A 13,247-nucleotide genomic window follows, 5' to 3' on the forward strand; every position below is an offset into this window, starting at 1 on the left:
TGATGAAAAACGCGCCATTGAAAGCCCTCGCCATTGCCTTGAGCCTGTTCGCCGGTAGCGCCTTTGCTGCCGATGCCCCACTGAAAATCGGCACCACCGCCGCCTTCGCCATTCCGCTGGAAGCCGCCGTGGCTGAAGCCGACAAACAAGGGTTGAAAGTAGAGCTGGTGGAATTTACCGACTGGATCGCCCCCAACGTCAGCCTGGCTGCCGGCGATATCGACGTGAACTACTTCCAGCACATTCCCTTCCTGGAAAACGCCAAGGCCGCTGCCGGTTTTGACTTGGTGCCGTTTGCACCGGGCATCATCAATAACGTCGGCCTGTACTCGAAGAAATACAAAAGCTTCGCCGAGTTGCCCGAAGGCGCCACCGTGGCCATCGCCAACGACCCGATCAACGCTGGCCGGGGTCTGCAACTGCTGGCCAAGGCCGGGCTGCTGACGTTGAAACCAGGCGTGGGCTTCAAAGCCACCGAAGACGATATTGAAAGCAACCCGAAGGACATCAAGATCATTCAGGTGGAGGCCGTGCAACTGGTGCGCGCCTACGACGATGCCGATCTGGTGCAGGGCTACCCGGCCTATATCCGCCAGGCAAAAAGCTTCGACGCCACGTCGGCGATTCTCTTCGATGGCCTGGACCATCCGGAATACGTCATTCAGTTCGTGATTCAACCGAAGAGCAAAACCGACCCGCGCGTAATCAAGTTCGTCGACATCTACCAGCACTCCCCGGTAGTGCGCGCAGCGTTGGATAAAGCCAACGGCACTCTGTACCAGCCAGGTTGGGCGCAGTAATGACGGTTGCTAATCTGCCCCGCAACGTTCCGGTACCGGCGCCTCAGCGCGCCGAGCAGACCGAACTGCACCCGGAGCTGAACCGCGCCCATGTGCGCTTTATCGGCGTGGGCAAAACCTATGGCGACTTGCACGCACTGCACAACATCGACCTGGCGATTCCCCGTGGCGAAGTCTTCGGCATCATTGGCCGCAGCGGCGCGGGCAAGTCCTCGCTGATTCGCACCATCAACCGCCTGGAGCAACCCAGCAGCGGCCGCGTGCTGATCGATCAGGTGGACATTGGCGACTTCAACGAAGACCGTCTGGTGGAACTGCGCCGGCGCATCGGCATGATCTTTCAGCACTTCAATTTGATGTCGGCCAAAACCGTGTGGCAGAACGTCGAGCTGCCGCTGAAGGTGGCCGGTGTGCCCAAGGAAGACCGCCAGCGCAAGGTGCGCGAGCTGCTGGAACTGGTCGGCCTTAGTGACAAACACAAGGCTTACCCGGCGCAGCTTTCTGGTGGCCAGAAACAGCGCGTCGGCATTGCCCGCGCCCTGGTGCATGACCCGCAGATTTTGCTGTGTGACGAAGCCACCTCGGCGCTCGACCCAGAAACCACCCAATCGATTCTCGGGCTGCTCAAAGCCATCAATCAGCGCCTGGGCCTGACCATCATTCTGATCACTCACGAAATGGCGGTGATTCGCGAGATTTGCGACCGCGTGGTGGTGCTCGAACACGGCCGTATCGTCGAGCAAGGCCCGGTCTGGGAAGTGTTCGGCAACCCGCAGCACGAGGTGAGCAAAACCTTGTTGGCGCCGTTGCAGCACGACCTGCCCGAAGAGCTCCGCAACCGCCTGCACAGTTTCCCCGTGTCGGCCGAGGCCGCCGTGGTGCTGCGTTTAAGTTTCACCGGTAGCAATAAAGAAGAACCCGACCTGGCGGCGCTGTTCGCGGCGCTTGGCGGACGCGTGCGTTTGCTGCAAGGCGGCGTGGAGCGGATTCAAGGCCACGCCCTCGGGCAACTGCTGCTGGCCGTCAGCGCCTCAGTGCTGGATGCCGAACGTCTGCGCCAACGTGCCGGGCGATGGGCACAACAGGTGGAGGTGCTGGGTTATGTGGTTTGAGCGTTTGCTTCATGGGGTGCTCGACACCTTGCTGATGGTCGGCGTGTCCTCGCTGATCGCCCTGCTCGCCGGCATTCCACTGGCGGTGATTCTGGTCACCAGCGACAAGGGCGGCATCTACCAGGCGCCGCTGCTGAACCGCGCGCTGGGCGCCTTCGTCAATCTGTTCCGCTCCATTCCGTTTCTGATTCTGATGGTGGCGCTGATCCCCTTTACCCGGTTGATCGTCGGCACCACCTACGGCGTATGGGCAGCCGTCGTGCCGCTGACCATCGCCGCCACACCGTTCTTTGCGCGCATTGCCGAAGTGAGCCTGCGCGAGGTCGACCATGGGTTGATCGAGGCCGCGCAAGCCATGGGCTGCCGGCGCTGGCATATCGTCTGGCACGTGCTGTTGCCCGAGGCGCTGCCCGGCATCGTCGGCGGCTTCACCATCACCTTGGTAACCATGATCAATTCCTCCGCCATGGCTGGCGCGATTGGAGCTGGCGGGCTTGGCGACATCGCCTACCGCTACGGGTATCAACGGTTCGACAGCCAGGTGATGGTGAGCGTAATTGCGTTGTTGGTGATTTTGGTGGCGGCGATTCAGTTGGGTGGGGATCGGTTGGCGCGGGTGTTGAACAAACGGTGAGGCTGAGATGGGGCGTAAACCTTCGCACCTGGGTCCCCGCCTTCGCGAGGACGACGGAGTTTTTGCATATTCCCCCGTCATTCCCGCGAAGGCGGGAATCCAGGTGCGCAGGTCATGAATTACCCGCAAGTGTTGCCCTGGCAACTGTTGCGCTAGCAACACCAGATCAGCAATTGCCTGCCCGACGAACACCGCCACTGCGCGAAACGCCGCCGAGAGCCCCGTATTATGGGCCTTCCAACGCTGGCCCAGCCCTTGCAATCCCCTGTCCACCTGCGCGAATTCACCTGTTGCTCGCGCAACACCACAGGAAACAGACATGACTACAGCCCTGAATGTAATCGCCATCGCCGGTAGCTCGTACCGGCCGTCCCGCACCCTGGTGCTGGCCGAGGAACTGTTGGCGCAACTCACCCGGCAACTGGCCGCCGACGGCCGCAAGGTAAACGGCACGGTCATCGAGCTGGGCAGCATTGCCCGTGATGTGGGCGGCGCGTTGGCGCGCAGCGAACTGCCGCCAGAGGTTGAAGCGCAGGTGCAAGCCATCGAAAAAGCCGACCTGCTGATCGTGGCCTCGCCGGTATACCGCGGCTCGTACCCGGGCCTGCTCAAGCACCTGTTCGACCTGGTGGACATGAACGCCCTGATCGACACTCCGGTGCTGCTCGCCGCCACCGGTGGTAGCGAGCGCCATGCGCTGGTGATCGACCACCAACTGCGCCCGCTGTTCAGCTTCTTCCAGGCGTTGACCCTGCCGATCGGCGTATACGCCAGCGAAGCAGATTTAAAAACGAGGGCACGAATTACCAAGTCAGCAACGAGCTGCTCAAAGCCGTATCCAGCTTGCCGTCGAACGCGCCGCGCCGTTGTTCGCCAACGGCACCGCCACCCTGAAGAAAATCGCCTGAGGCCCTGCTGATGAATGTGTTCTGGTTTCTCCCCACCCACGGCGACGGCCATTTTCTCGGTACCAGCCAAGGCGCCCGTCCGGTCACCCTGCCCTACCTCAAGCAAGTGGCGCAGGCCGCTGACAGCCTCGGCTACTACGGCGTGCTGATTCCCACCGGCCGCTCCTGCGAAGACTCCTGGGTGGTGGCTTCGGCCCTGGCGCCGCTGACCGAGCGTTTGCGGTATCTGGTGGCAATTCGCCCCGGCATTATTTCGCCCACCGTGTCGGCGCGTATGGCGGCGACCCTGGATCGCCTGTCCGGCGGCCGCCTGCTGATTAACGTGGTCACCGGCGGCGACCCGGATGAAAACCGTGGCGACGGCATTCACCTGAGCCACGCCGAACGCTACGAAGTGACCGACGAATTCCTCACAGTCTGGCGCCGTGTGCTGCAAGGCGAATCGGTGGATTTCGAAGGCAAACACATCAACGTGCAGAACGCCAAAGCCCTGTATCCACCGATTCAACAGCCCTATCCGCCGCTGTACTTTGGTGGTTCTTCTGATGCCGCCCATGACCTCGCCGCCGAGCAGGTCGACGTGTACCTCACCTGGGGCGAGCCACCCGCCGCCGTCGCCGAAAAAATTGCCGACGTGCGCGCCCGCGCTGCCAAGCAAGGCCGTACCGTGAAGTTCGGTATTCGTCTGCATGTGATCGTGCGCGAAACCGCCGATGAAGCCTGGCAGGCCGCCAGCAAACTGATCGAGCACATCAGCGACGAGACCATCGAGAGCGCACAGAAATCCTTCTCGCGCTTTGATTCCGAAGGCCAGAAACGCATGGCCGCGCTGCACAACGGCCGCCGCGACAACCTGGAAATCGCTCCCAACCTGTGGGCCGGTGTCGGCCTGGTACGAGGCGGTGCGGGAACGGCGCTGGTGGGTGATCCGCAGCAAGTGGCCGCGCGTATCAAGGAATACGCGGATCTCGGCATCGAGAGCTTTATTTTCTCCGGCTACCCGCACCTGGAAGAAGCCTATCGGTTTGCCGAACTGGTGTTCCCGCTGCTGCCCGAGCCGTATGCCAGTTTGGCCGGGCGTGGCGTGACTAATCTGACTGGGCCGTTTGGCGAGATGATTGCCAATGATGTGTTGCCTGTGACCAAAAAGCCGCAGTCAGCTTGAGCCCTGAGTTAACCCGGAAATTCTGGATCCCAGCCTTCGCTGGGATGACGGTGATCCGGACAAAACATCCGTCATCCCAGCGAAGGCTGGGATCCAGATTCTTGAATGAGGAAAACGTAGTGAGCACCCACCCCAACCCGGCGGTACTCAACCCTCTGCAAACCGCTCGCCTGCTGGCCGCCGACTTTGCCGAAAACGCCGTGGAGCGCGACCAGCTCGGCGGCACCCCGAAAGCCGAGCGTGACGCGCTACGTGCCAGCGGCCTGCTGGCCCTGAGCATTCCCACCCAGTTCGGTGGTATTGGCGCCAGCTGGAGCGAAACCCTGAATATCGTGCGCGAGTTCGCCAAGGTCGACAGCTCCATCGCCCATGTCTTCGGCTTTCAACACCTGATGCTGGCCACCGTGCGGCTGTTTTCCCGCCCGGAACAATGGCAGCCGTGGTTCGAGCAAACCGCGCGGAAAAACTGGTTCTGGGGCAACGCCCTCAATCCGCTGGACACCCGCACCGTGGTGAAAAAATTCGCCGACCACCGCGAGTTCTCCGGCAAGAAAAGCTTCTGCTCCGGCGCCACCGATTCGGAAATGCTGATTGCCTCGGCCATCGATGAAAGCGCCGGCGGCAAGCTGCTGATCGCCGCCGTGCCCACCGCGCGCACCGGCATCACCCTGCACGACGACTGGAACAACATGGGCCAGCGCCAGACCGACAGCGGCAGCGCCACCTTTGAACGGGTGCGGGTGGAAGAGTCGGAGCTGTTGCTTGATCCGGGCCCGCTCAGCACGCCATTCGCCTGCCTGCGCCCGCTGATTGCCCAGCTGCATTTTGCCCATATCTTCCTCGGCATCAGCGAAGGCGCGCTGGAAGAAGCTCGCCACTACACGCTGAAAGAAGGCCGCCCGTGGTTTAAATCCAAAGCCGCCAGCGTCAGCGAAGACCCCTACGTGCTGCGCCACTACGGCGAGTTCTGGGCCGAGCTGGAAGGCACGCGTTTGCTGGTGGAGCGCGCCGCCCATCTGCTGGATGAGGCCTGGCAAAAAGAGCACGCCCTGAGCAGCGAAGAACGCGGCCATCTGGCCCTGGCCATTGCGGCGGCGAAGGTGTCGGCCACCCGTACGGGCCTCGATGTGTGTAGCCGTTTGTTCGAAGTAACCGGCGCGCGCGCCACCCACGCCTCGCTGCGGCTGGACCGCTACTGGCGCAACCTGCGCACGCAAACCCTGCACGACCCGGTGGACTACAAAATCCACGAACTCGGTGACTGGGCACTGAACCACACATTGCCCACCCCGACTTTTTACTCATAGGCATACCCATGCAACTGCTTACGCTCCCCGCTTCTCCCGCACTGGCAACCTCGATCCGGGCCACCGCACAGGTGTTCGAAGACCCCAAATCGCAGGCCCTTCTCGCCCATTTGCAACAGGTTGCCCCGAGTGAGGCCAGCGTCCTGATCATTGGTGAGACCGGTACCGGTAAGGAGCTGGTGGCCCGGCATATCCATAACCTCAGCCGGCGCAGCAGCGGCCCGTTTGTAGCCGTCAACTGCGGGGCGTTTTCCGAATCGCTGGTGGAAGCCGAACTGTTCGGCCACGAAAAAGGCGCCTTCACTGGCGCCCTGGCGGCCAAGGCCGGCTGGTTTGAAGAGGCCAACGGCGGCACGCTGTTTCTCGATGAAATCGGCGATTTGCCGATGGCCATTCAAGTGAAACTGCTGCGAGTGCTGCAAGAACGCGAAGTGGTGCGCCTGGGTTCGCGCAAAAGCATCCCCATCAACGTGCGGGTGCTGGCGGCTACCAACGTGCTGTTGGAAAAAGCCATCAACGCCGGGCATTTCCGTGAAGACCTCTACTACCGCCTGAACGTGGTGAGCCTGCAACTGCACCCGCTGCGCGAGCGGCCGGGCGATATCTTGCCGCTCACTCGCCACTTCGTGCGCAGCTACAGCGGGCGCCTTGGTTACGGCGACGTGCAGATCAGCGCGCAGGCCGAACAGAAGCTGGTGAATTACGGCTGGCCGGGGAATATTCGCGAGCTGGAAAACGTTATCCACCACACGCTGCTGATTTGCCGGGATGACCTGATTCGCGAGGAAGACTTGCGCCTGTCCAACCTGCGCATCGAGCGTCAGGTGGAGCAGCCGGCGGAAGATGAGTCGGCGTCGGCCTTGTTGCAGCGGGCGTTTCATCGGTTGTTTGAGGAGCAGGCTGGCGGGCTGCATGAAAAGGTTGAAGACGCGTTGTTGCGCGCGGCGTATCGCTTCTGCCATTACAACCAGGTGCATACCGCGAGCTTGTTGGGGCTCAGCCGCAACGTGACGCGGGCGCGGTTGATTGCCATTGGGGAGTTGGTGGTGAACAAGCGGCGTGGGGATGAGGTGGTGGCGGGGAATCGGGTGTTGCATTTGTCGATTTGACTCACCGCCAGCCTTGTAGGAGCTAGCTTGCTAGCGAACCGTGCAAACCTCAGTCGCGAATCCCTTTTCCAGGGTTCGCGACCAAGGTCGCTCCTACGGTTAAATCACATGGGCCAATTGGAGCTCGGTGAGCGCCTCCACCTTCAAGCTGGCCAAACGCGCATCCCGCCGATCCCTCGGCCGCGCCAGCCCCACCGGCAACTCCAACCGAACACTACTCGGCTGCAAGCCCCCCATCACCAACACCCGATCACTGAGGTACAACGCCTCATCCACATCGTGTGTCACCAGCAACAACGCAATGCCATGGTGCTCGGCCAACTGCAACAGCAAGTCCTGCAGCTTCATGCGGGTAAACGCATCCACCGCACTGAACGGCTCATCCAGCAGCAACACCCGTGGCCGTGAATACAGCCCGCGCGCCAACGCCACTCGCTGCGCCATACCGCCCGACAATTGCTTGGGCAAGGCATCGGCGAACCCGTCCAGCCCGACTTCACGAATCAGCTGCTGCACCCAGTGTTTGTCGAACTGATTGCCCGCGCTAAAACCGATATTTTCCGCCACCGTCAGCCAAGGCATCAGCCGCGGTTCCTGGAACACAAAGGCAACTTCCCCGCCCTGCCCGCCGCGGCTCACGGTGCCGCTGAACTCGCGCTCAAGCCCGGCGGCAATGCGCAGCAAGGTGCTTTTGCCGCAGCCACTGGGGCCCAGCAACGTCACCACTTCACGCTCCTGCAGCTGCAGGTCGATATTGCGCAGCACCGTCACGGCGGCGAAGTTTTTGCGCTCTACGCGCACGCTCAAGAGGGCCTCGCTCATGGTTTTGCCTCGCCGGTAAAGGCATCGCGCCAATCGAGAAAATGGTTTTCCAGTTTTGCCAGCACGCCGTCGCACAGCTTGCCCAACAGGGCCAGAACGATGATGGCGGCCAGCACGATATCGGGCCGCGAGGTTTCACGGCCGTCTGTGAGCAAATAACCCAGGCCTTTGGTGGCGGCGATTAGTTCGGCCGCGACCAGAAACATCCACGCCAGGCTCATGCCGCTGCGCAGACCGGTAAACAAGCCGGGCAACGCGGCCGGCAACAGGATGCGCTTGGCCAGTTGCGTGGAACTGAAGCCATACATCTGCCCGACTTCCACCAGCTTGCGGTCGATATTGCGGATCGCCGCCACGCCATTGAGGTACACAGGGAAGAACGCACCGATGGCGATCAGCACCACCTTGGAGGTTTCATCGATACCCAGCCAGAGCAGCAACAACGGCACCCAGGCCAGGCTAGGAATAGCGCGCAAACCGGCGAAGGTTGGCTCCAGATAGGCTTCGGCTTCGCGGCTCAAGCCCACCCAGGCAGCGGCCAGCAAAGCCAACCCGGCACCGATGGCGAAGCCCAACAACACCCGCGCGACGCTGGCGCCGATATGCTTCCACAACGGGCCGGCAGCCAGGTCGCTCAAGGTGACGAAAATATCGCTGGGCGCTGGCAGTTGGTACGGCGGCACCCAGCCCAGGCGCACCACCACTTCCAATAACAGCAGGGCCACCACGGGCAGCACCAGGCCTTTGCCGCGGCGCTTCCAGGCGGCCGCGTCCACGCCGGGTTTCCAGCTGCGCTCGGCCGGCGCCGGCAGGGTTTTGCTTTTGCTCGTCATAGGGTTGTCCCTTTTTAAAACGGCAAATCCGCGGCAAGCCGCGGACGCCTTCACAACGGGGTACTTATTTGGCAGCAATGGCCTGCTTGCTGAACGTCGGATCGATCAACTGATCCACCACGGCGTTCACGTCCACACCTTTGCGCACCAGCTCTTCGGTCACCAAAATCGGTGCGGCGGCTTTCAGCGCAGCAATGTGCTCAGCACCGGGCTGCGAGTTGCTGAAGTCGGTGCGCTGCAATTGCAGCTTGGCCACGTCGAGCGGCAGGCCCGATTCCTTCGACAGAATCTGCGCCAACTCTTCGGGGTTTTCCTGCGCCCACTTGCGCGCTTTTTCGTAGGCGGTGATCACCTTGTCGATGGCTTGCGGGTATTGCTTGGCAAACTTCTCGGTGACGTTGATCACGCCGTAGCTGTTGAAATTCACGTTGTGATACAGGATGCGCGAACCGGCCTGCAGTTGGCTGGCAGCCAGCAGCGGGTCGAGGCCAGCCCAGGCGTCGACATCACCTTTCTCCAGCGCTGTACGGCCATCGGCGTGTTGCAGGTGCACCAGTTCCACGTCGTCTTTGCTCAGGCCGGCTTGCTCCAGGCTGCGCAGGGTAAACAGGTATGGGTCGGTGCCTTTGGTGGCAGCAATCTTGTGGCCCTTAAGGTCGGCAACGGTCTTGATTGGCGAGTCCTTGGCGACCACCAACGCGGTCCATTCCGGACGGCTGGCGATATACACAGTCTTGATCGGGCTGCCGTTGGCGCGGCTCAGCACGGCGGCCAGGCCTGCGGTGGAGCCGAAGTCGATGCTGTTGCTATTGAGGTACTCCAGCGCGCGGTTGCTGCCTTGGCTGAGGGTCCAGGTCACCTTGCTGCCCTCGCCCACGCTTTGCTCCAGCCAGCCGAAATGCTTCAGCACCAGGCTGGTCGGCGAGTAGTAGGCGTAATCCAGGCGCAGCTCTTTAGGCAAGGCATCGGCCGCTTGGGCCGAAGGCGCCAACGTTGCCGCAAGCGCCAGGCTGGCTGCAGTGAAGAAACGAGCCAGACGGCCAGGACGGAACGGGGTGGAACTCATGGCAAAACTCCTTGCTTGGGCGGGCGCGATGGTTCTTTGCTTATTCCTTAAATGTAGGACCAAGCCTTCTATCGCTATTCGCAAGGAATAATGCAGCAGTCATGCCAAACGGCAGAAGCTCGCTGTGGCGCGGGTTTGGTGAGAAATGGAGGGAATGGCTGCTGTCACTGCGGCAACAGCGTGCTGATCAGGTGTTGCTGCAGCAACAGTTGTTCGGGCAACAACAGCGCGGGTTGCACGAGCGGCTGTTGGTAAAGGGCAGCTCGTGCATGACATCGGAACCCTCCCGTGATTACTCAGCCTACAACTCCTCGTATCCAGCCGCCAGAAAGCCCCTGCATACCTCCATAAGATAGGCGCCGTCGTTAGATACGGATTTAGACGTCCGCATGCACTTCTGGAGCCCTGCCGCGTCCTTCATCAGGACGGGACCAAAATATTTTTTGGAGTACACCATGCAAGACCTACCCGCTAAATCCGCAATCGTCACCACTTCCCGAAACTTCCTCAAGACCGACGGCCATCACCTGTTCACGGTGCGACCAGGCGTGCCGGTGGAGCTCGCATTGGAACAGGCCTGCATCCTGCTGGACTGCACCGAACGCGTAGTACTCAACCGGGAAAACCTCGGCGCTGATATCCAGACCAACTGCCTGCAATACCTCACCGACATGACCCGCGCGCTGATAAACGCCAGCTCGGAAGGGCTGGCGGAGTATGAGCGTACGTTGCAATAAACGGCTGTTGCTGGAACGTATGAACCCTGACGGACTCTTCCGTTGGGGTTCAGGGCATGGAAGGAAGGCTGAGATGGCAGCCCTACAGCAACTCAATCGCCAGCAACCAACCTACTCGTGTAGGGAGCCCGATCATGGAAAAAGTACATATTGTTGCGCGGCAGTTGGGCCTGGCTAACGAGATGGCCCAGAGCGATGAAAAGGCGCTGTTCAAATGGTTGGTGGCCTGTTTGCTATTTGCCAAACCCATTCAGCAAACCATTGCCTGGCGCGCTTACCAGATCATCGTGGAAGAGCACCATTACGACACGCCGCGCAAACTCGCCAACGCCAACATAGCCGCACTGGTTGGCCTGCTCGGCCAAGCGCATTACGTGCGGTACGACCACTCCACTGCCGACCGCCTGGTGAGGCTGGGCAAATCGCTTCTTGAGGACTACGACGGCAAGGTTACGACCATGCGTGACCGTAGCGTCGACGCTGAAGACTTTGCCAAACGGTTGTTCGCCTTCCATGGCATGGGGCCCAAAGCCGTGGAGATTTTTATGCGCGATGCAGCGCCCGCGTTGTTTCCGGGTACGGAGCTGACGTAACGCTCCACCCAGAAATTCATGCGCCCCCACCCGTGCCACTGTGGGTTTAACCGCTCTAAACCGCAGCTTGTAACGAATTTGAAAATATTCCTTGAACGGTCGTGCCGGTTCGCTATCTATGCCGTGAGCCTTGGTTGAAAAGGCCGACCATAAAAAAGTCCACGCGCGCACGGAGTTCGCATGAAAGTAAACGCCATTCAGGCACTGCTGGTTTCCGCTTTGTTTACCGCCAGTGCCCATGCCGAAGTGCTGACCTTGAAAGTTGATAACGATATTTTCACTGGCGGCCGCGACGGCCACTACACCAGCGGCCTGGAAGGCTACTGGGCTTTCGAGCCGGAGCAAGACCACTGGACCCGCGACCTGGCCAACCTGATTCCCGGCTGGACGTCGAGCGACCTCACCTACAGCGCCTACCGCTTTGGCCAGCAGCTGTACACGCCCGAAGACATCGACGTAGAAGAACTGCAAACCGATGATCGCCCTTATGCCGGCATGCTGTTCGGCGGCGTGTCACTGTTTAAAGCGACCCAGGAACAAGGTTACCGCGTGACCGATACCGCTACCGTCGACGTTGGCCTGGTGGGCCAAGGTGCCGGCGGCGAGAAATCGCAACGCTGGGTGCACAAAGCCACCGGCAGTAAAAAGGCCGAAGGCTGGGATCACCAGTTGACCAACGAACCGTTCCTGAACCTGGGCTATGAAAAACGCTGGTGGATGCAAGACAGCCTCGGCGGCCTGGAGACCGAATACGGCCCAAGCGTTGGCGGTGCCGTCGGCAATCTTTACACCTACCTGTCCACCGGCGCCGGCGTGCGCATCGGCCAGGGCCTATCCCGCAGCCTTAGCCAGTCTTCGGTAACGCCGGGTTCTGGCGGCGTGCAGTACTTCAAGCCGGACGGTGGCTTTGGCTGGTTTGTGTTTGCCAACCTGGAAGGCCGCTATATGGCGCAAAACATGCTGCTGGACGGCAACACCTGGCACGACAGCCCCTCCGTGGACCGCGAAGACCTCGTAGGCGATGCCCAGGTAGGCCTTGCACTGACGTGGGATCGCTGGCAGGTGAGTTTCGCCAACGTGTGGCGTACCCGTGAATTCGACGAGCAGAGCGGCCATGACCAGTTCGGTTCGCTGACGATCTCTACCGCGTTGTAACTCGCGTTACTGCGGTTCGCTGCAAAAGACCGTGTGCCTTCGGGTGCACGGTTTTTTTTTGCGTACGCCACTTCGATAGTGGTCAGCTGAAAGGTGCGCGGCAGTCACAACCCGCAGACGGTCCGTCGAGAAACTGCACTAACCCGCAGTCAGCGCAGTCCTCTGTAGGTACTGCCCTGCCCCCTTACCCTGAGGTTCACCGTGAACAAACCGACCGATAACGACCCGATTGACGACGCCATCAACGACCCCGGCAACGAAGATCCCGGCTCCGTGTGGCCCATTCAGCAAGTGCTGAACGCAAGGACCCCAATGCGCCGAACCCGCAGCGGCAGGAGCCTGACGAGCACCCACCTGCCGAGAAATGATGGCGAGCCTACCGTTGGGCAAACACCTCGAACTAGTTCAGCAACGCGCCAGTCAACTTTTAAGGCGCGGCAAAGATCGCGACCATCCCGACCTGATTAGTCTTGAGGTGCACCCCATGAATGCGATTGACCTGCTTAAAGCCGACCATAAAGTCGTGCTGGATCTGTTGGAACAACTTAGCGCCACCACTGAACGTGCAGTAAAAAAGCGCGTGGAGCTGATCAATAAACTCGAACTCGAGCTGTACGTGCACACGCATATCGAGGAAGAGATTTTCTACCCGGCTTACAAGAAAGCCGGCGAAAAAGAACAGGCCAAAATGTACTTCGAAGCCATCGAAGAGCATCGCGCCGTTGACTCCCTGGTGCTGCCGCATCTGAAAACCACCAAGCCCGATAGCGTCGAATTCTCTGGACGCGCGAAGGTGCTCAAAGAGCTGCTTGAGCACCATATCGAGGAGGAGGAAGAGTCGATGTTCAAAGAGGCGAAAAAGCTGCTGCCGGCTGCGCAACTCAAAGAGCTGGGTGCCCAGATGGAAGCGCGCAAAGCGTCACTTAAGAATGAACTGCTGCAACAGCGTAAAGCTGCCTGACGACAGGTAAACAGCGAGGCTGAAACCTCCCCACGTTTGAGGAGG

The 13,247-nt window shown here is 60.7% G+C and carries 13 protein-coding genes and 1 pseudogene; 11 read left to right on the forward strand and 3 right to left on the reverse strand.

Annotated elements, in window-relative coordinates:
• The first annotated feature begins 2 nt into the window (after positions 1-2).
• The 7 genes and pseudogenes from AC0V2S_RS17460 (at position 3) to AC0V2S_RS17490 (ending at position 7,035) form a co-directional block, all read left to right on the forward strand.
• Entirely contained in the window at positions 3-800 is a 798-nt protein-coding gene (locus AC0V2S_RS17460; RefSeq protein ID WP_475510834.1) for a MetQ/NlpA family ABC transporter substrate-binding protein, read from the forward strand.
• The gene (locus AC0V2S_RS17465) at positions 800-1,912 is read left to right on the forward strand and encodes a methionine ABC transporter ATP-binding protein (RefSeq protein ID WP_475510835.1); all 1,113 of its coding nucleotides are present in this window, start codon (positions 800-802) and stop codon (positions 1,910-1,912) included. The genes AC0V2S_RS17460 and AC0V2S_RS17465 overlap by 1 nt, the downstream gene beginning before the upstream one ends.
• A complete protein-coding gene (locus tag AC0V2S_RS17470) occupies positions 1,902-2,546 on the forward strand; it encodes a methionine ABC transporter permease (protein ID WP_475510836.1) in 645 nt (214 codons plus the stop codon). Before AC0V2S_RS17465 ends, AC0V2S_RS17470 begins: the two co-directional genes overlap by 11 nt.
• A gap of 319 nt (positions 2,547-2,865) precedes the next feature.
• A pseudogene (gene msuE / locus AC0V2S_RS17475) lies at positions 2,866-3,454 on the forward strand (FMN reductase).
• Positions 3,455-3,464: 10 nt separating this feature from the next.
• Entirely contained in the window at positions 3,465-4,619 is a 1,155-nt protein-coding gene (gene ssuD, locus AC0V2S_RS17480; protein ID WP_475510837.1) for an FMNH2-dependent alkanesulfonate monooxygenase, read from the forward strand.
• A 119-nt stretch (positions 4,620-4,738) separates the two neighbouring features.
• Positions 4,739-5,926: an acyl-CoA dehydrogenase family protein gene (locus AC0V2S_RS17485; protein ID WP_475510838.1), complete on the forward strand. Its 1,188-nt coding sequence runs from the start codon at positions 4,739-4,741 to the stop codon at positions 5,924-5,926.
• An 8-nt stretch (positions 5,927-5,934) separates the two neighbouring features.
• Positions 5,935-7,035, forward strand: a complete 1,101-nt coding sequence (locus tag AC0V2S_RS17490; protein ID WP_475510839.1) for a sigma-54 interaction domain-containing protein — start codon at positions 5,935-5,937, stop codon at positions 7,033-7,035.
• Positions 7,036-7,134: 99 nt separating this feature from the next.
• Here the strand turns inward: AC0V2S_RS17490 and AC0V2S_RS17495 are convergent, their stop codons facing one another.
• From AC0V2S_RS17495 to AC0V2S_RS17505, 3 genes are all read right to left on the reverse strand, one after another.
• On the reverse strand, positions 7,135-7,857 hold the full coding sequence (locus tag AC0V2S_RS17495) for an ABC transporter ATP-binding protein (protein WP_475510840.1): 723 nt from the start codon (positions 7,855-7,857) through the stop codon (positions 7,135-7,137).
• The gene (locus tag AC0V2S_RS17500; protein ID WP_475510841.1) at positions 7,854-8,690 is read right to left on the reverse strand and encodes an ABC transporter permease; all 837 of its coding nucleotides are present in this window, start codon (positions 8,688-8,690) and stop codon (positions 7,854-7,856) included. Before AC0V2S_RS17500 ends, AC0V2S_RS17495 begins: the two co-directional genes overlap by 4 nt.
• 64 nt (positions 8,691-8,754) lie before the next feature.
• On the reverse strand, positions 8,755-9,756 hold the full coding sequence (locus AC0V2S_RS17505; protein WP_475510842.1) for an aliphatic sulfonate ABC transporter substrate-binding protein: 1,002 nt from the start codon (positions 9,754-9,756) through the stop codon (positions 8,755-8,757).
• A 455-nt stretch (positions 9,757-10,211) separates the two neighbouring features.
• On the opposite strand from AC0V2S_RS17505, the gene AC0V2S_RS17510 reads away from it, so the two are divergent.
• From AC0V2S_RS17510 to AC0V2S_RS17525, 4 genes are all read left to right on the forward strand, one after another.
• The gene (locus AC0V2S_RS17510; protein WP_475510843.1) at positions 10,212-10,493 is read left to right on the forward strand and encodes a DUF3077 domain-containing protein; all 282 of its coding nucleotides are present in this window, start codon (positions 10,212-10,214) and stop codon (positions 10,491-10,493) included.
• A 134-nt stretch (positions 10,494-10,627) separates the two neighbouring features.
• Positions 10,628-11,086 (forward strand): DNA methylase, encoded by a 459-nt coding sequence (locus AC0V2S_RS17515; RefSeq protein WP_475510844.1) that lies wholly within the window; start codon positions 10,628-10,630, stop codon positions 11,084-11,086.
• A 180-nt stretch (positions 11,087-11,266) separates the two neighbouring features.
• Positions 11,267-12,241, forward strand: coding sequence for a lipid A deacylase LpxR family protein (locus AC0V2S_RS17520; RefSeq protein ID WP_475510845.1), 975 nt, complete (start codon positions 11,267-11,269; stop codon positions 12,239-12,241).
• A 484-nt stretch (positions 12,242-12,725) separates the two neighbouring features.
• Positions 12,726-13,202 (forward strand): hemerythrin domain-containing protein, encoded by a 477-nt coding sequence (locus tag AC0V2S_RS17525; RefSeq protein WP_475510846.1) that lies wholly within the window; start codon positions 12,726-12,728, stop codon positions 13,200-13,202.
• Positions 13,203-13,247: the final 45 nt, after the last annotated feature.

This window comes from Pseudomonas sp. CC11G, from assembly GCF_056174845.1.